The sequence below is a fragment of the Acidiferrobacter thiooxydans genome, assembly GCF_003333315.1.
GTDB classification, from domain to species: domain Bacteria; phylum Pseudomonadota; class Gammaproteobacteria; order Acidiferrobacterales; family Acidiferrobacteraceae; genus Acidiferrobacter; species Acidiferrobacter thiooxydans.
On sequence record NZ_PSYR01000001.1, the window covers coordinates 1,305,396 to 1,323,054 of the forward strand.

Below are 17,659 nucleotides of genomic sequence, written 5' to 3' on the forward strand. Positions count from 1 at the left end.
GGTTGCATCCGCGGCGTCCTCGCTAGGGTCGCCTGGGTGTCGTCTTGCGGAAAGACCGCGGGGCCGTTGCGGAATGGGGATGATGGCGAGCGGAGATCTGGGCGGCCTTGCGCAATCGCCCGAGCGGGTGCTGTATTTCGTGCTGCTGCAGCTGGTGGCGATCATCGCCTTGGCGCGGGCGCTGGGGTGGCTTGCGAGAAAGGTGGGCCAGCCGCGCTCGGTGGGCGAGATCATCGCCGGCGTGCTGCTCGGTCCCTCCCTGTTCGGGCGCCTCGATCCCGGATTGTTTCATTATGTCTTTGCGCGCATTACGCCCCTGCCGCTTGTGATCATGAGCCAGATCGGGCTTACCTTGCTCATGTTTCAAATCGGCATGGGCTTTGATTTCTCACACCTCAAGGAGGCGGCGAACGGGCGCGCGGCGGCGGCCACGGCGGCGGGCTCGATCGCCCTGCCGTTTGTGCTAGGCGTGGTCCTGGGAATCGCCTCCCAGCCCTATCTGGCGCGCGGGATCCCGGTCGTCCCCTATAGCCTTTTTATCGGCACCGCGTTTGCCATTACCGCCGTGCCCGTGCTCGGCCGGATCCTGGTGGAGTACGGTCTGGCGCGCACCCGCCTAGGGGCGATCGCCATCAGCGCCGCGGCCGCCAATGACGTGGCCGGTTGGCTCTTGCTGCTGGCGGTGGCGGCATTTGCGAGCGCGCGGTTCTCGGCGGCGGCCATGGCCTGGCGCCTTGCGTTTCTCGGGCTTTATCTCGCCGTGGCCTTGGCGGTGGTGAAACCGCTCGTGCACCGCATGCTGGCGCGCCTGTCGTGGCCCGAGGGGCCGGGGCTGCCGCCGGATGTGCTGGCGGCGACGCTGCTTTTGGTGTTCATATCGGGCATGATGACCTACGAGATCGGTATATTTACCATCTTCGGCGGTTTCGTGATGGGCGTGATCGTCAACGCCAACACCGAGTTCGTGACCCGGTTTCAGCAAACGGTCGGCGATTTCATCTTCGTGTTCTTCCTGCCGATCTTTTTTACCTACGCCGGTCTGCGTGCCGATCTCGGCGGCATCGACAATGGCATGCTGTGGCTATGGTGCGGGGTCATTGTGCTCGCCGCCACGGTGGGCAAGGGCGCCGGGGCCTATGCCGGTGCGCGCCTCGGGGGACTCGACGCCATGAGCGCGCTGGTCATGGGGGCGCTGATGAATACCCGCGGGCTCATGGAACTGATCGTCATCAATATCGGGTACAGCGCCGGATTCATACCGCATATCGTCTATACGCTGCTCGTGGTCATGGCGATCGTGACCACGATGACCACAGGGCCTGCGTTACGCGTGTCCTTGCCGCGGCTTGGCCATGTGATCCCAAGAGACATAGACGCCTAGGTGGGGCCGGGCGGTGTGTCCTAAGGATACCCGGGATGCGGCTATGTCTCGCGAAAGGTCGCGCGACGCCGGTGCCCTTTATGGCCGCCACCACGCCCGCGTCGGGCCGCCGCGGTCAGGGAGGGTGACCGTGGCGCCGGTCTCTCCCCGGGTATGGGCGATGGCGGGGCCAAGACCCTCGCTTGCGCTGGTGGTGCGTGCGCCCCGATCCACGAGACAGGGGGGGGTATCAGGGGCCCCTTCTGATATCGATGTGAAAGTCCTGACCCACCCAATCCCCGGTCTGCCAGCGCAGGGTGAACTGCACGGTGTTTGCGGTGCGTAACGCCTCGCGCGTTAGGATGGCGACATGCAAAAGCCCCCAGTCCTCGGACGGCGTGTCGCGCACTGCCTGCCAGCCGTCCTGACCCCAGTGGACGGTAAAGGGTGCGGCGAGCGCAATGCGCAGTTCCTCGCCGACACGCAGGTACTGGGGGCGCTGGTGGAACTGCCAGATGCAGAACCCAGGTGTGGGGCGCACGCCCCGATAGCGTCTCCAGGTCGCCACCGGGCGATCGACCGGGACGCCAAGCACGTGGCTGTGGCAGAGCTTCACGAATTCGCCGTGTGCCCACACGAGCGGCATGGCCGATCCGCTCGGGTGTCCCGGGGTGAGATCGTACTCCGGGATCGGGGCGCTGTCCCATACCTGCTCCGGCAGCAGACCTCCTTGTCCGGTCATCGCGGCCATCGCCCGCAGGTAGGGGAGCGCGTCCTCGCCGGCGGCGATCGCATAATGGCCGCGTTCGCCGGTGAGCAAGGGCCAGCCCCGGCCGATGCCGGTGCCGTCGAAGGGCCGGCCATCGGCGTGTTCCCCATAGCCGTCGCCATTGTAGCGGTGCCAGACGGGCCCGCTTGGTGTCTCGGTCTTCAAAAGACCGTCCATGACGGCCACGGAGGCCAGGATGCGCGGATCGTGGGCGTCGCGCAGACCATAGCGCACGAGTTGCAGGAAATCGTTGGATACCTGGCAGCAGGCGGCGAGTTGCGGGTCGTCGGCGCGGTTTTTGATGGGCAGCACCTCGCGGTCGGCGTCGCGGTCGGTGAGGATGTCGGGCGGGGCCACGCGGATGTAGTGGCCGGGAACCTGGAACTGCTGGGACAATGGATCGCCCACGGCATAGGTCCAGGCCTCGATGCGCGCATTCCAGTAGTCGGCGAACATGAGTGCGCACGCTTGGGCGCGACCGTCAAGAAACGCCGCCCCTTCGACCAGCGCGGCGATCATCACGGCCAGCGTGAAGGCGTTGATGCCGGCGTCTTCCTCCCAGCGATCTTGGGCGGTGACCGGGCCTTCGCAGACGATGAAGGAGAGCGCACGGAAGACCATGTCGGTGACCGCCATGTCGCCCAAGGCCCCATGCGCCTTGAGGGCGCTTGCCAGCAGCACCGGAAAGCCCGCCTCATCGAGCTGTACGCCATTCCAGAAGGGTTTGCCCCCGAGCCACTGGTTTTGCAGCCAGTGACCGTCGGCCTGCTGTGTCCCGATCAGATAGGCGAGGATCTGACGGGCCTCCTTGTGCGCACCGAGGGCGAGGAGCGCGCCCGCGCTCTCGACCAAGTCGCGGGACCATACGAGATGGTAGCCGCCCAGGGTGTCGCTGGTCTCGCCCCATGGCACCGAGAGGCTCGCCACCAACGCCCCCGGGAAGGTGTGATCCTCGTGGACCTTGATCACCGTAGCCGAGCGCGCATAGAGCTCGGCGATGCCGGATGGGAGTCGTGCGCCGATGTCCTGGGGGCAGACGCGGGCCGCGTGCCATGCGTGCCAGCGCGCAGCGTATTCTCGGGCGGCGCGCGGAAATCCCTCGGCAAGCGCCGACCACGCGTTGGTCGCGGCGGCCTCCTTGCTACTGCCAAGCCCGAGGGCGAGTGTGCCACGGGGCGGCAGGGCGCCGCCGAGCGCAACCTGTCCGGGCCCGGCCTCCGTATATCCCCAGGTCATGCGGCCATTGAGATGAAAGTCCTGCCAGAGGTCGCTCGCGCCGACTTCGCCCACCGAGCAGGTATCAAGCGCCGCATAGCCATCGGCATCACGGCAGTGGATCGCCAATCCAAAGGGCCCTTGTTCGGCCCACAATACGCGCCGCCCCTCCCACGCGCCGACCCACGCGCGATTGGCGTGCGCGTCCTCACCGAGACGCGGGGCGCACAGCAGGTAGGGGCGCAGCCCGGCGTTCCCAGTGAGCGCGAAATCGATCAAAAGGACATCGCGGTCGGGATCGGCGCAGACATGAAGGGTGAATTCGAAGCGTTCGTGGTGGTGACGCAGGCGCGGCAAGGGGACGTGCGTATCCTCGAGTTCTAGTACGCAGTCGGGCAAGGCCTTGATCTCCTGCCAGAAACCGCGCCCGTCTGCGATCAGGAACCCGAGGTCGCGAATCTGCGGGATATCGATGCGCGGATAAAAGACCTCGGTGACAATGCCGTGACCGATAGTAAACCAGAGCCGGCTGTAACCAAGCGCTGTACCCACGCAGTCCTTGCGACCCGTAGACCACACCGGACGGCGCCAGAGCGCGACAGGGGCGCGTATGGTCCTCATGCGTCGATCCGTGCGCGCGGGGCTTGTTGCGGTGCGCACCGGAATGCGCGTGTCGGCCCTATCGTGTCCACCAAACCCCCCTCATGTGGCTGTCCAAGGCCCTAGTCTAGACGTCCGGGACCAGGTCGGGAATGCGGATGGACCCGCTGCCGGCATGATGGCCTCGATCGTCCGCCGGCGAGGCAAGAAAAGACGCAGTCGTGTCGCTGGGGCCTGAGCGGGGTCAGGCGATGGCCGCGCACCCGACCCGAGACTACCGCGTGCCCGGAGGTGGCGCGTGGCCCATTACGCCTTGTGGTGTCGGCCGGGGTGTCGGGGTTTTGGTGCTGGGGGACCGGGCCGGTCGTGGCGGTTTTTCGTGAGAGGTATCGGCGGGTCGCTTGGAGCTTGATTTTGCGCAGGGTTACTCTTAGAGTAGCGAGCCTTCCATGCCCATCGCAGGCGCCACCGCGAGCAGGGTCGAGGCGCAGAGCATTAAAGTAGTCCCCATCGTCTAGAGGCCTAGGACATCGCCCTTTCACGGCGGTAACAGGGGTTCGAATCCCCTTGGGGACGCCAATAAAATCAACAACTTACAGAAAACCCTCCCGAAAATAACCCCATTTGGTAACCTGATGGTAACTTCAGATACCAAAACGGGAGGGCTGTCATGGCATGCTTTCAAAAGCGGTCGGGGTCTTGGCGCGCCATCATTAAACGCAAGGGTTACCCCACCCAGACCCGCACGTTTGACCTGAAAGGCCAAGCGGAAACCTGGGCCAAGCAAATCGAAAATGAAATGGATCGCGGCGTCTTTGTCTCGCGGGCCGAGGCGGAGTCCACTACGCTTGCCGAACTCCTCGACCGGTATGAGAACGAGATCACCCCACAAAAGCGTGGGGCCGCAATGGAGCGGTCCCATCTAAAGGTGATCGGCCAAGATCCTATCGCCCGCTGCTTTGCCGCGCGGATCACCGGCCGGGAGTTGACGGCCTACAAGAATCGACGCCTCGCGGTGGTGGCGGGGTCCACTCTGAACCGCGAACTGAATGTCCTCTCCCACGTCTTTACGGTCGCCGCGCAGGAATGGCACATCCACCTGCCGTGGGGCAACCCGGTACGATTGCTGAGCCGCCCGCGCGTGAACGACAAGAGAGACCGCCGTCTGGTCGGCGACGAACTGCCGCGCCTCCTGGCCGCCGCGCAGACCTATGGCGGCTCGGCCCCCCAGATGGCGGGCCATATCGGCCCGATCATCACCTGGGCCATCGAGACCGCGATGCGCCGCGGGGAGATTGCCGCCATGCGCTGGGAACACCTAGACCGCAAGGCCCGGGTGCTCCTGATTCCGGAAACGAAAAACGGGACGCCCCGGCGGGTGCCGCTCTCCACGGCGGCGCTGGGGGTGCCGGTCCGGCATTAGCCGAAGCGTACAACCGGATTGCCCGGCAGGTCGCCGAGAAAAAACTGAAGCCGATCGATGCCCCTGCACCAGCCGCAACCGGGACCGCCACCAAGCCCCGGACAACGGCAACGGGAACCCCGGCGACCGTTGCGCCCGGCTACCACCCTTCGGGGCGGCGACTGGCACCCGGGGAAAAAGTCCGGGAGGACGGGTTAGATTTTTGACACATTTCCTCCCCTCTCGTAGGGGAGACACACACTCACATAGGAGCACATCATGACCGACAGACTGAAACTTTTTATCTCCCACGGGGACAATGGCGGCACAGGCAAATCGATGGCCGCCGCCATAGCCCTCGATCACTGCCAAGGCGACCGCCCAAGCGCCGCGGATTAGCGCCACGGCCGCCAACCAGCCGCCGGTGATCGTTGTATTGCCGCATCACCCACGGCTTTAATCGCAAGTGTGAAGAGGAACTGCGGAGGAGGGAGAACAAGGCGATGGTATTGGTGTCGCACCACCTGGATATCATCCGTAACAACTGTGATCACGCGGCCTTTTTGCAACACGGCAAGCTGCACTTTTTTGATTCGGTGGACGAAGCCATCTCCGCCTATGAGCAGATGTGATCGAGCCTGTTGAGTCTTTTGCCTGGTAGTGCCGAACTTGACGAAAAACGGTGCTTTGTAGTAACGTTTATACGTGTTAGTTTGTCATGAGATATCTGGGGTACCACCATGGCCATCACAACCTTGACTAGCCGTGAGTTCAATCAAGATACTGGTCGCGCCAAGAAGGCCGCGGCTGTGGGGCCCGTGTTTATCACGGACCGGGGGAAACCTGCCCATGTGCTCCTCAGCATTGAGGAATATCAACGGCTCACAGGCCGACACCGGAACATCATCGAAGCCCTGTCCATGCCGGGCCTCTCGGATATCGATGTGGAATTTCCCCGATTGCGGGATCTCACGCGTTCAGTTGATTTTGCGTGATGTTCTTATTGGACACCAATGTTATTTCCGAGTTGCGCAAGGCTGGCGATGGCAAGGCGGACGGTCGGGTCGTAGCCTGGCTTTCCAGCGTGGATGCCGCGGCCTTTTATCTCTCCACTGTTACGATCATGGAGCTCGAGCTCGGCATTTTGCGGATTGAGCGGCGCGATGCGGCCCAAGGAGCGATGCTCCGATCCTGGATGGATGGTTATGTCCTACCGGAATTCTCGGAACGCACCTTTTCAATCGACACGCGTGTGGCGCTGCGCTGTGCCCGCCTGCATGTGCCCGATCCTTGTTCTGATAGGGACGCGCTGATCGCCGCCACCGCATTGGTGTATGGCATGACGGTCGTTACTCGGAATATGGCCGACTTTGCGCCAACCGGCGTTCCTCTATTGAACCCATGGGATGCGCCCGTGGTAAATAAACATAAAGACAAATAATTGGGTTTGTTGCAAATGCCTCTAAAACCCCGCTGGCCTTTCGCGACGCGATTAGAGCCCGCCCTGATTGCGCTCTCGGATGCCGACTTTGTAGAAGCGCTCTATCAGCGTCACCTCGGTCGAGTCGCCGATGGCCACGGGAAGGCGTATTACCTGCGCTTATTGCAGCACGGCTGGACGCGACCTCGGGTGCTGCGGGACTTCAAGCGCTCGCCGGAGGCTCGCCGGTACGCCCAGCATCAAAAACGCCGCGATCTCCTGAAGGCGATTTTGCGCCCGGAGCAGCCCCCCTTACTGCCTGATGAACTGCGCCGATGTCCGGCACAAAAAACCGCGTACCGCGCTGCTCGGTACCTGCCTTGCGGAGAGCTTGCTGCAGGTGGCCCTGGATGGGGGCTGGCCCATACGGCATTTCCTCATGGATTCAGGCTTGCAGGAAGTCGATCGGCAGATAGTTGCCGAGGCCTTTGATGCGGTTCTCGTCAATCTCACCCTGCGCACCCTCCTCAGTATGTCCGTAGAAGAGGGCGATGGTGATCTTTTTTATCTGCGCCCAGAGCGGAATATGGGGCAGATTCAGGCGCAGGCGGTCCTCAACTTGCGGCAGGTGGTGGACCATATATTAGCCGCCATTCCCCCAGGGTTACCTGTGTTCTTCGTGTCCTTACTGGAGCCTCCTGCGCAGGTGGAAGGGGTGCTGGGGCGTAATCGTCATGGTTCTTTGTATCGCCTTGTCCGAAGTCTGAACGATGCCCTGGAGGATCATCTGTCCGCGTTGCCGCAGGGCCATTATCTGGAAATTAACGATATCTGCCGCTATTACGGCGACGCTAGCGTGTACGACGGCTATCTATCCCACTACACCCATAACGGTTTATCGCCATTGAGTGTGCAGGGCGAATGGATAGCGCGGGATATTCTGGAGCGCCTGGATGGCGCCGTGCGGGTATTGCGCGCGGAGGACCCCGTCAAACTGATCATCACCGACCTGGATAATACCCTGTGGCGGGGCGTGTTGGCAGAAGAGGACGAGATCATCCCCTGGCAGCATACCGAAGGCTGGCCGTTGGGCTATGCCGAGGCCCTGCTGGCCTGTAAACAGCGCGGCATTCTGCTGGCGATATGCAGCAAGAACGAGGAGGGACCGACTTGCGAAAGGTTCCGACAGCTGTGGGGTCAGCGCTTGCGTCTTGAAGATTTTTGCTCCGTGCGGATCAACTGGCAGCCCAAATCCCAAAACATTGCCCAGATTCTGCGCACCGCGAACATTCTACCTGATCATGCCTTGTTTATCCTTGACGCTCACGCGAACGAACCCACCTTTGCTCATGGTAACGGACCCACCCAATAAACGGACCCACCCCACAATCGCCCCCTTGAGGTCACGGCAGGTCCGCATTCGCTGCCATCCCTTGGGTCATCCTTAAAGCATCGCGCATTGACCTCCCGCCGGTTCGCGGCATTCTCGCAATCGGGATTCCGGGGCAAGGGAGGGGACCACGATGTCGACCATGCAGCGATGCGCCGGCTGTCGGCGACTCTTTCGGGGGCGCGCGCAAGTCCGCGGCCAACGCTATTGTGCGGCGCGTGCCTGCCAACGCGTGCGCCGTAAGCGCTGGCAAAGAGCCAAGCGCCGCACCGACCCCGACTACCGCGAGAACCAGGCGCGCGCCCAGGAGGCCTGGCGCATCCGCCACCCCGACTACTGGCGGGTCTATCGCGCCACCCATACGCACTATACGAACGCCAATCGCGCCCAACAGGCCCGCCGGGACGCCGCTCGCCATCTTGCAAAGAGGGACGTGTCAACGGCCTTTTCCCCTGGAGTTTCCGGTATTTACCGATTGTCTGCGGCCGGCGGCGGCGATCTTGCAAAGAGTGACGCGTGGACCGTGGAATTGACTGTGCTATCAAGGATTTAAAGCGCCTTCAGTGTAAATAATCGGCCAACCCGTCTTGAGTCAGTTGAAGCTTTGAGTTAGGAGCGGGGCGGTTATCAGGCCCACCCAAAAAAGATTGCTGGACACGAGGATGACGGTGCTTTAGTATTCCCTTCATGTTGTACGAAGCCTCGCACACCCCTGATATGTATTGACCTGTCAACTACTGGTATGGGGTTTTCTTTTGTCTTTTCGCTCCTTTTGTCCGTAAGTCTTTGAGTCAAGGCACGAGCGGCTGTTAACGACGGTCGATCACTCTGATATACGCGGGTTGGATACCGCCTGACTTCGCTTCGTCGTGGAGCTGCCTCGCTCTATAATCGAGGGTCACCGGGTTGAATCGGCGCCTCATAGGGGGGCCGAGGATTCTCCCACCGGGCCACTCCTGCCTTGATATAAAGACTCACGTCTCATGGTTAATAGTTTACCAGTCACACTGACAATTATAGTATACTCGAAGTCTTATGCGCTATGTTGGTTACTGGGTCTCCGTCTGGACGGCACAGGCCACGGCCCACAGGAAGCCTGTGAGCTCACGGGCAATGGCCGTGCACACCTGCACCTTGTCTTGCCGGCGCGGATCAGGTGCTGGTAACGGCCGCAGAGCCGCTTTTGGGCCTTCCAGGCGATGGCCTGCACGGGATCGCTGGTGTTCTTGGCCCGCCGTTGCAGATGCGCGGTCTTGCGCGCCGGGAAGCGGTAGCACCAGGCGGCCTCGGTGAGCACCCGCCGGACGTGCCCATTGCCGGTCTTAGGTGTCCGCCGCGGCGGGTGGTGGCGCCGCTCGAGGATTCGGAGGGCACGAGCCCCAGAGTGCTCATGAGCTGCCGGGGCGAGGTAAAGCGCGTGAGATCGCCGATCTCAGCGACCACGGTGAGGGCCGTCACGAGCTGTATGTGTTACGTACCGCTCTAATTTCGGCCCAGCGTCCCGACCTATTTAAGGTGCGACAAGGGAGACTCTCCCGCGTTTCGTGCGGACGAATCGCCGCCTAGCGGAGCGCGGGAGAGATCTCGGGTTTTAGGGTGGGGAGACCGTACCCCACAGAGAGAGGATGGGCTGCATCTGATGGGGGGTGACGAGGCAGTCGAGCCGCAGATTGCGCGCATGAAGGATTTTCGTCAAGGTGAGCAGATCGCTGAACAGGCGGTCATCGGTATCCGCTCCATTAGCCCCACCGTCCCATACCTGGCTTCGCACTGATATCGCGTAAGCCATGGATAGGTCGATCGGGTGAACGAGGCAACCGGAGTGGGCATCGCGTCGATCTCGTATCTCGCCCTGAAGTGTTACGATAGGCGTTGCCGCGGAGGGTGGTGCTTGGGGGCACCTTCCAAGGGTTGTCCGACAGCGGCCGTGGGGGCACCCTTCACGTTTATCGAATCCGGCTACATACTGACACTGAAGGAACCGATTGATCATGGATAACACCGAATACTCCGACGGCATCGAGCGTAGTACGGCCATCCAGGCCTCGCGCGGGCGGGTATGGCGCGCGCTTACGAGCGCGGAGGAGTTCGGGCGCTGGTTTGGCGTCGACCTGAAGGGCCAGGCCTTCGTGGTAGGGCAGCAAACGCGGGGCCAGACCATCTACCCCGGATACGAGCACATGAAGTTCGACGTAGTCGTGGAGCGCATCGAGCCGATGGATCTGTTCTCTTTTCGCTGGCATCCCTACGCCGTTGATCCCACCGTGGACTACGCGCAGGAGCAGAAGACGCTCGTGACTTTCACGCTCACGGATGCCCCGCGAAATGGCACCCTGCTCACGGTTGTGGAGTGTGGATTTGATCATGTGCCCCCGCATCGCCGCGTGGAGGCATTTGGCATGAATAGTCGCGCGTGGGAGTACCAGATGAATAACATCATGCAATATATCGCCACCTACCCGGGAGAGCATGGTCGTCGTTGAGGGCTGCGGTCTGGGCGGGGATTACGGGCGCGCAGGCGGGGCTTGCCATCATGCGGGGGAGCGCGGTGGCCGCGCGCTTTTCCGGTCGCCCCGTTGTCCCGGCGGCGTGTGTTCGATCGCATAATGGCGTGCGTGGGCCCGTACCGGCCGGCGAGACGGGCGCGTCGGCCCGTCGTGCGTCGGATCTCTTTCGCCCCATGGACCGCCGGTGACGTGGCGCCGGGTGAAGGCGCGGGGTGATGCCGGCGTTTAAGGCCTGGGCAGCGGCTGCGCCAGTACCCATTCATTCGTGCGCATCTGACGCGCCAGTCGGTGCGCGCGATCCCCGACCTGTTGGGCCCATAGGCTGTCCAGCATCTGGTGGGCGCAGGCCTCGTGGTCGCCACGACGGGCCGCCGCCAGGGCCCGATGAAAGCCGTTCAGGCGCCCTATACCCATGTTGAAGGCCATATTGACGAATACCGCGTGGCGCACAGGGCCGAGCCTCCTGGCCCACGGTAAGACCCGATCCACGTCGCGCAAGGCGGCCGCGCAATCGGCGCGCAGCATCGCGAGCGCCTGATCGTGCGTCCAGATCATGCCGGGGCGCGATGGCGTGTGGCCATAGCCGATGGTCCAGTGCCCGAACACGTCCTGATAGGCGGTCAGGCGCAGACCCTCGTCTTGTTGGAGTTGCGCGATCAACTCCTCTGGCACATCGCTATCAGTCATTCACCGTCCTCCAGGCTTCGCGTCGGTTACGGGCGTATCCGCTCGCATGATGCCAGCGATATCGCAGGCCTTCGAGCCCCGCCATGGCCCTTAGCGGCTAGGCGGGGGTCAGCTGTTCGACTATGGGGCCAAGGGCCAAGGCCGGGAAGAAGTTAAGGGCCCCCACGAGCAGGATGACACCGATGACAAGGGTCCCAAACAGCAGTCCGTGCGTCGCGAGCGTGCCCGGGCTCTGAGGGACACGCGGCTTGCGAGCCAATGAGGCCGCCATGGCCATGAGTGGCAGATAGCTTCCATAGCGACCGACAAGGATGCATAGGCCGAGCGCCGTATTATAAAAGCCGGTGTCGGCGTTCAATCCGGCGAACGCGCTTCCGTTATTGCTGGAGGCGCTAGTGAAGGCGTAGAGGATCTCGCTGAAACCCTGGGGTCCGGGATTGAAGGTGCCGGCGCGGCCGGCTGCGAGCGATACCGCAACGGCGGTCCCGACCAGCACCAAGAGCGGCATCACCAGGATCGCGAGCGAGGCCATGGTGATCTCAAAGGATTCGATCTTCTTGCCGAGATATTCGGGTGTGCGTCCGATCATGAGCCCGCCCAGAAAGACCGCGAATATCAGGAACGCAAGGATTGTGGCAAGCCCCGTGCCCACGCCACCGAACACGATCTCGCCGAGCTGCATGAAGAAGAGATTGACGAGGCCCGAGATTGGCATGAACGAGTCGAAGGCGCTGTTGCCGGTACCTGTCGAGGTGGCCGTGGCGAGACTGCCAAAGAGCGCGGAATTGGCGACCCCAAACCGATCTTCGACGCCCACCATATTGCCGCCGCCGGCGTCCGCGGCATGATTGGCGGCGGTGATGGTGAGGCGATGAAGGGCAGGGTTGCCCAAAAGCTCGAAATGCTGACTTACGAGCGCAAGCGGCAAAAACAATGCCAGCATCACCCCCATAATGAGCGCGCCTTGCCGGCGATCACGAACCATATGGCCAAACATGATGACGACGGCCGCGGGGATCAGGATCATGGCCACCATCTGCAGAAAGTTCGTAAATGCGGTGGGATTCTCAAAGGGGTGCGCCGAACTCACGTTGAAAAAACCACCACCGTTATTGCCGAGCATCTTGATTGCTTCTTGCGATGCCACCGGCCCAAGCGCGATAGTCTGATGCGTGATCTCCCTATGGTCGTGCCGGAAGGCAGCGATGAGGTGGGCGTGCGCGTAGGGGCTTAGTGTCTGTGGTACCCCTTGCGCTATCAGGACGAGCGCAAAGAGGATAGACAGCGGTAACAGAATGTAGAGCATGCTGCGGGTCATGTCGACCCAGAAATTCCCCAGGGTCCCGGTGCGAACCCCGACAAGGCCGCGGATGATCATCAGTGCGATGGCAAGACCCTCGGCCGGGGCCAGGAACATCTGTGCCCCGAGCCCCAGCATCTGCGAGAGATAGCTCATGGTCGATTCCCCGGCGTAGGCCTGCCAGTCCGTGGCCGTGAGGAAACTTGCGGCGGTATTGAAGGACAACGCCGCCGAAAGATCGGGGAGGTGTTCCGGGTTCAAGGGTAGGCCCTGCTGTACGAGCAGGAGGGCATAGAGAAATGTGGTACTCAGGAGGCTAAAGACGATGAGCGCAAAGGCGTAGCGTTTCCAATCCATCTCATCGTCGGGGGGTATGCCGCAGAGGCGGTAGAGCCCGCGCTCGACCGGACCGAGCCATCGGGTCACAAAAAACGACTCGCCGGCATAGACGCGTGCCATGTAGCGCCCGAGTGGAACGGCCAGGATGAGGGCGACGAGCAAGACGGCGCTGGTGCTTTCCAGGGCGGACATCATGCCGGAGCCCTCGGGGTCTGGACAGCGACGGCGACCGGCGGGTGGAGTCGACGGGTCTCCTGGACAGCAAGACCCGTGCGTGCGGCCCTGTGGGGGATCATGCGCCGCGATTGAATTCCGCGATGGCCAAGCGAAACCTGCGCTGCTTTCATGGCCCGGTGTGTGTCGGGGGCCTGTGTTCGTGGGCCGCCCGCAGCGCGCGCTCGTGACGGGGCCCGGTGAATCGGGCTTGGGCCCCGTGGATCGCGGTAAGGGTGCTTGGTCCTATGGGGAATGGATGTGTGTCTATTCAGAGGATCCTCCTGTGCCTGATCGGTTCCGGTCTCGTGGTGGCGCTGGCCCTAGGCGTACCACCGCGGCCTGTGAGCCCGCATGAGAGGGCGTAAGCCGCAGCGGTATCGGCCTTCAATAAACCGAGGGGCGTTATGACGGCATTGCGGGGATCACCCTGGGCTCGGCCCGATACCTGCCGTCGTCTTTCGGTGGCAATATCCGTGCCGGGCAGGAAACCGCAATAGGGACAATCAGTTGGCGTATGCCCAGGGCGGTGCTGGGATCATAGGCCCGCGGGACGCCGCCCGGGCGCGGTGGCCATGAAAGAAGGAAGGGGGTCGGCGTGGCGAGGTCGCGGAGCGATGGGCTCAGGCCGCGCTTGTGGTCGGTCGTCCGCCGTGACGCAAAATGGCCGGCCAGGCGCCAGCAGCCCTCTCAGGGCGAACTCACTGGCGCCGGCGGCTATTCCCTGCGGTTTGGCAGGAGGGCCTTACAGGGACCTTTGATCGACGCGCGGCCAGTGTGCGTCGCGGTCACTTAGCTGCGATGCGCTGCGGCGCAAAACGCCATAGCGGATGGTGGAAATGGCCGGGGCCACGGGCGCGTCGCGTGAGTCCTCGAAGCGCGTGAATTCTAAACGCCCTGCCGGCTGACTGGCGCGCGCCATGGTGCCGCCAATCGTGTGGGCCATCTCGCTGGGCGGCATGCCATGCAAAAGCACTGCGGCGGCCACCAGGGCCGCCCCCAGAAAGCCGGTTTCGATCGCCACCGAGCGTGCGAGGTGGGAGAATGCGCGTTCGTCGGCCTCGTGCGCGGGGGCGCTCAGGTTGTGTGGTGCCGGTGTGGCGGCTCGGATTCGGGGCACGAACACGAAGCGGTTGGCGGCGCCCAGGGCTATGGCGATCGCGACAAGCGCGAGCTTCACCAGCAGTGTGTGTCCGTAGGCCGAATGAAACAACGGCCCTAAGCCGCCGAGGTAGTGATAGGCGGACAGGACCCCGGTTACGAGAATGGCGGCGAGCGCGATGGCGGCCACTGACGAGAGCCTTTCTACCAGGGCCAGGCGGACGGGTGTCGATAGCTGCGCCTTGGGTAGAAGCGGGAATATCGCGACCGTCATCGCAAATAGCCCCCCGGCCCACACCGAGGCCGCCATGAGGTGCACGAAATCCACCCATTCAGGCGCCGTCCATTGTCCCTGGTCTGCGGGATGGCCGGTCGCGCTACGCGTAAAGGCGATAACGGCGGCGGCCAGCAGCAGGCCATAGGCGGCGCGATGGCGGGCCGGCCTGCGCCCTATGAACCATGCCGCCCAGGCCACGATCAGCATGACCGGCCGCACCATCCAGATGTGACCAAAAGAGGTCTCGCGCACGACCAGGGGTAGCCAGTGGCCGACATGGCGGAGCGATTGACGGCTCATCTCGAGGGTGCGCCCAACGAGCAGCACGACGCTGCTCACGGTGAGCGCCACAAGACTGAGGCCAGTCAGGCGCCACAGGCGGCGATGGAAGGACTCGCGGGCCCCCTCGGGGATGATCCATAGACCGGTGGCAAGCGCGCCGATGACCGCGGCGAGCGCCATGATGTCAAAGGCGCTGATGGCGATATAGGGCAGATGGGACGGCATTGGTATTAACCCCCGACACGGAACATGTAATGACCCTCGGTGTGATGGCCGTCGACTGCCACGACACTCCAGTAGACGCGGTATTTGCCGGGCGCCAGCGGCTTGACGGTCGTTTCCAGGAGCCGGTCATGGCTCCCGGAGACGACATGGCCGCGTCCTTGACTTACCACCTGCCCGGCTGCGTTTTTCACGATGAGCGAACAAAACAGCGCCTCAAGGCCGGCATCGAACCAGATGCGCACATGGTGCGGCGCGGTCTTCACAGTGGCGCCCACGCGCGGTCGCGATCGATCGGGAAATGCGTGCGCGTAGGCGGCGACGGGGACTAGGAGGGTGAGGAGTACGGTCAGTGCGGCGCGTGTCACAGGTGGTCTGGTGGTCATTTTAGGTGGTCCTTGGGGTTGCGGGGAAGAGTGGTGCGCCCAGGCTATGGGGAAAGAGGTCGTCAAGATAGAAGCCGACGCCCAGTATCACGCCCAGGCCCCGGCCGCTCGCCCGGTTGACCGGGATCGTCGCTTCTATACCGACCTGCCCATAATGCCCAATCCAGACAAAGCCCGGATCGATAGTGCCGAGCGTCTGTCCGGCATATGGCCCGCTCGTATAGGTCTGCATGGGGATTTCCACGAGCGGCACGAGGTTGTTGAAAGGGGCGTGTAGTCCGATATCGCGCACGTAGGACTGGAGATAGGGGAGGCTGTATTGGACCGACACACCCCAGCTGACGGATCGTGCGACGTTCGCCGCCGACGGGATATTGGCGGCCACCATACCGGTTATCGCAAACGGCCGCAGCAGCCGGATCTTGCTTGGCAGATCGCCGAGACCGCGCCCAAATAGCAGTGTCGGGGAGAATACCGAGTAGGGTTCACCCACCCCCGCGCTGCCGGTATCGTTGAGGGATTCGTTCAGGGCGCCGGTGATAAGCGCCTCTTGGCTATCGCTCTTCCACAGCAGATAGCTAAGGCCCACCGCAGCGTTCCCGAAACCGCTCGGCCCGGCGTTACCGCTGGCGCCCTGGTAGCTACCACCGATACTGAAGGCCAGGTCTTTTGTGATGGTCTTGGATTCCGTCGCGGAGGTCGTCGAGACGTAAGGAGAAGGGCCGCCTGGCGTCGTGCTGAGGGCCGCGCGGCCAAATCCCAAGTCGAACTCGTCGGTGACCCCTGGATCCGGGAAGGTCAGGGTTCCAGGGAAGACGCGCATGCCGGCAATGGCGTGCGCCTGAGCGCTTACGGTGAGCGTGCGCAAAACGACCGCCACAGCGATCGCGGCGTATCTTCGGACAGGCATGGATGATTCCTGATAATAGGGTTGTCGGTCAGTTTTTATGAGCCTAGGGGACCTTATATTACCATCGCTTGAGACACGGGCTCAGCTATTTTGTTCCATGGCCGATAGGAAACCGCAAGCAGCGACAAAGCGGCCGGGGAAGGTAGGGCATTCCCATGCCCCATACCGCTCGTGGTGGCCCGGGATCTGTCCGGCGCCCCGCGCCCTGGCGACTGAGTGGGGCGGGTCGAGCATCAGGGATGACACGGGGGCGGACCGATGCTGACCGGCGCTTGGCCGGGCAGGGCCTGTATACTAGGCCGCGTACCGGGGCCCGTGAACGCAATCCGAGCGGTCCAACCCGCGGGCGCCGGCGGGGGTCGGCGCGGGGGCATAACACCCCCGTTTGAGGGTGGCTCAACCAATAGCCCCGCGTTCTGGGGCGCGAGCTGTCGGTAGGCGTGTGTTATATCGGATGGGAGATCGTAATGACCGAGAACGGAGTCCACACCCATGCGCCGCATGAGGAGTTCGTCCAAGAGGCCGCACAAGGCCCTCACAAGCATCATAGCTTGAATCAGTGGGTGGCGATCTTTACGGCCATCCTCGCCTCCCTGGGCGCGATGGTGAGCTACCAGGGCACGCGCACCATGAACGAGGTGCTCCTTTATAAAAACGAGGCCATCTTGCAAAAGACCCATGCGGCCGACCAGTGGAATTATTACCAAGCGGTCAGTACCAAGGCGCATATCATGCAGTTGGCCCTGGCCCTCGTGCCGCCTTCGAAGGCAAGGCTGTTTCGCGAGAAGATTGCAAAGTACACGGCGCAAAAGGTGACCATTAAGGCACGCGCCGATGCCCTGGAGGCGCGTTCGCGGCACGCGGACCGGGAATCGGCGCGACTTGATCGGCCTCACAACGGCATGGCCTTGAGCCTCATCTTCATTCAGATCGCCATTTCGCTCGCCTCGATCACGGCGCTGACTGGCCGTAGGTGGCTCTTTATCGCGGCGGGTGTCGCGGCGGCCCTGGGCGCGGGGCTGTGGGGTTACGCCCTGTGGTTGGTGTGAATGCGGCCGTCGGCGGGCAGCGCGCACGGGGGCCAGCGAAGCCTATGTGCCGGTACGCGAGGCACCGCAAGCTCCGGCGCGCCTGTCCCCATGCGCCGGGGTGGGTGATGCGCGCCTTTGTAGCCGGTCGCTGTCGGCCTGTCGGGGATGCCGGCGCCATTGACGGCTAACGGCGCGTGGCAGGCTGTCGGAGGTTGACCAGGATATTCGAAGAATATCCTGAGTAGACC

General features: G+C 63.0%; 16 protein-coding genes, 1 tRNA gene and 2 pseudogenes. 12 read left to right on the plus strand and 7 right to left on the minus strand.

What is annotated here, in order from left to right:
* The first annotated feature begins 79 nt into the window (after window positions 1-79).
* Complete coding sequence (locus tag C4900_RS06530; protein ID WP_170132442.1) at window positions 80-1,381, plus strand: cation:proton antiporter; 1,302 nt, start codon at window positions 80-82, stop codon at window positions 1,379-1,381.
* 229 nt (window positions 1,382-1,610) lie between these two features.
* On the opposite strand, the gene C4900_RS06535 is transcribed toward C4900_RS06530, so the two are convergent.
* The gene (locus C4900_RS06535; protein WP_065971646.1) at window positions 1,611-3,965 is read right to left on the minus strand and encodes a glycoside hydrolase family 15 protein; all 2,355 of its coding nucleotides are present in this window, start codon (window positions 3,963-3,965) and stop codon (window positions 1,611-1,613) included.
* Window positions 3,966-4,447: 482 nt separating this feature from the next.
* Here C4900_RS06535 and C4900_RS06540 point away from each other — a divergent pair.
* The 8 genes and pseudogenes from C4900_RS06540 to C4900_RS06575 all read left to right on the plus strand — a co-directional run bounded on the left by C4900_RS06540 (window position 4,448) and on the right by C4900_RS06575 (window position 8,709).
* Window positions 4,448-4,523 (plus strand) — tRNA-Glu (locus C4900_RS06540).
* A 91-nt stretch (window positions 4,524-4,614) separates the two neighbouring features.
* Window positions 4,615-5,367 carry a tyrosine-type recombinase/integrase gene (locus C4900_RS06545; protein WP_114282699.1) on the plus strand — a complete coding sequence of 251 codons (753 nt, stop codon included), beginning with the start codon at window positions 4,615-4,617 and terminating at the stop codon, window positions 5,365-5,367.
* 482 nt (window positions 5,368-5,849) lie between these two features.
* Window positions 5,850-5,978, plus strand: a complete 129-nt coding sequence (locus C4900_RS16875; protein ID WP_267254353.1) for a hypothetical protein — start codon at window positions 5,850-5,852, stop codon at window positions 5,976-5,978.
* Window positions 5,979-6,086: 108 nt separating this feature from the next.
* Window positions 6,087-6,341, plus strand: coding sequence for a type II toxin-antitoxin system Phd/YefM family antitoxin (locus C4900_RS06555; RefSeq protein WP_114282700.1), 255 nt, complete (start codon window positions 6,087-6,089; stop codon window positions 6,339-6,341).
* The gene (locus C4900_RS06560; protein ID WP_065969562.1) at window positions 6,341-6,787 is read left to right on the plus strand and encodes a type II toxin-antitoxin system VapC family toxin; all 447 of its coding nucleotides are present in this window, start codon (window positions 6,341-6,343) and stop codon (window positions 6,785-6,787) included. The genes C4900_RS06555 and C4900_RS06560 overlap by 1 nt, the downstream gene beginning before the upstream one ends.
* 15 nt (window positions 6,788-6,802) lie before the next feature.
* Window positions 6,803-7,000: pseudogene (locus C4900_RS17170) on the plus strand (DUF4214 domain-containing protein); the annotation flags it as partial.
* Window positions 7,001-7,088: 88 nt separating this feature from the next.
* The gene (locus tag C4900_RS06570) at window positions 7,089-8,138 is read left to right on the plus strand and encodes an HAD-IIIC family phosphatase (protein WP_114282702.1); all 1,050 of its coding nucleotides are present in this window, start codon (window positions 7,089-7,091) and stop codon (window positions 8,136-8,138) included.
* A gap of 151 nt (window positions 8,139-8,289) precedes the next feature.
* A complete protein-coding gene (locus tag C4900_RS06575; RefSeq protein WP_065971866.1) occupies window positions 8,290-8,709 on the plus strand; it encodes a hypothetical protein in 420 nt (139 codons plus the stop codon).
* A gap of 496 nt (window positions 8,710-9,205) precedes the next feature.
* Here C4900_RS06575 and C4900_RS17175 read toward each other — a convergent pair.
* Window positions 9,206-9,617 (minus strand): annotated as a pseudogene (locus tag C4900_RS17175) (transposase); the annotation flags it as partial.
* A gap of 178 nt (window positions 9,618-9,795) precedes the next feature.
* On the opposite strand from C4900_RS17175, the gene C4900_RS16880 reads away from it, so the two are divergent.
* Both C4900_RS16880 and C4900_RS06585 read left to right on the plus strand, forming a co-directional pair.
* Window positions 9,796-9,930: a hypothetical protein gene (locus C4900_RS16880; protein ID WP_267254356.1), complete on the plus strand. Its 135-nt coding sequence runs from the start codon at window positions 9,796-9,798 to the stop codon at window positions 9,928-9,930.
* Between the two features lie 217 nt (window positions 9,931-10,147).
* A complete protein-coding gene (locus tag C4900_RS06585; RefSeq protein WP_065971868.1) occupies window positions 10,148-10,639 on the plus strand; it encodes an SRPBCC family protein in 492 nt (163 codons plus the stop codon).
* Window positions 10,640-10,888: 249 nt separating this feature from the next.
* On the opposite strand, the gene C4900_RS06590 is transcribed toward C4900_RS06585, so the two are convergent.
* The 5 genes from C4900_RS06590 to C4900_RS06610 form a co-directional block, all read right to left on the minus strand.
* Window positions 10,889-11,350, minus strand: coding sequence for a glycoside hydrolase family protein (locus tag C4900_RS06590; protein ID WP_065971870.1), 462 nt, complete (start codon window positions 11,348-11,350; stop codon window positions 10,889-10,891).
* A 97-nt stretch (window positions 11,351-11,447) separates the two neighbouring features.
* Entirely contained in the window at window positions 11,448-13,181 is a 1,734-nt protein-coding gene (gene kdpA, locus C4900_RS06595) for a potassium-transporting ATPase subunit KdpA (protein WP_176716027.1), read from the minus strand.
* 766 nt (window positions 13,182-13,947) lie between these two features.
* Window positions 13,948-15,087 carry a copper resistance D family protein gene (locus C4900_RS06600; RefSeq protein WP_114282704.1) on the minus strand — a complete coding sequence of 380 codons (1,140 nt, stop codon included), beginning with the start codon at window positions 15,085-15,087 and terminating at the stop codon, window positions 13,948-13,950.
* Window positions 15,088-15,092: 5 nt separating this feature from the next.
* Window positions 15,093-15,470, minus strand: a complete 378-nt coding sequence (locus C4900_RS06605; protein WP_065971873.1) for a copper resistance CopC family protein — start codon at window positions 15,468-15,470, stop codon at window positions 15,093-15,095.
* 1 nt (window position 15,471) lies between these two features.
* Entirely contained in the window at window positions 15,472-16,380 is a 909-nt protein-coding gene (locus C4900_RS06610) for a hypothetical protein (RefSeq protein WP_065971874.1), read from the minus strand.
* 467 nt (window positions 16,381-16,847) lie between these two features.
* Between C4900_RS06610 and C4900_RS06615 the strand changes: the two genes are divergently transcribed.
* Window positions 16,848-17,429 (plus strand): DUF4337 domain-containing protein, encoded by a 582-nt coding sequence (locus tag C4900_RS06615; protein ID WP_065971878.1) that lies wholly within the window; start codon window positions 16,848-16,850, stop codon window positions 17,427-17,429.
* Window positions 17,430-17,659: the final 230 nt, after the last annotated feature.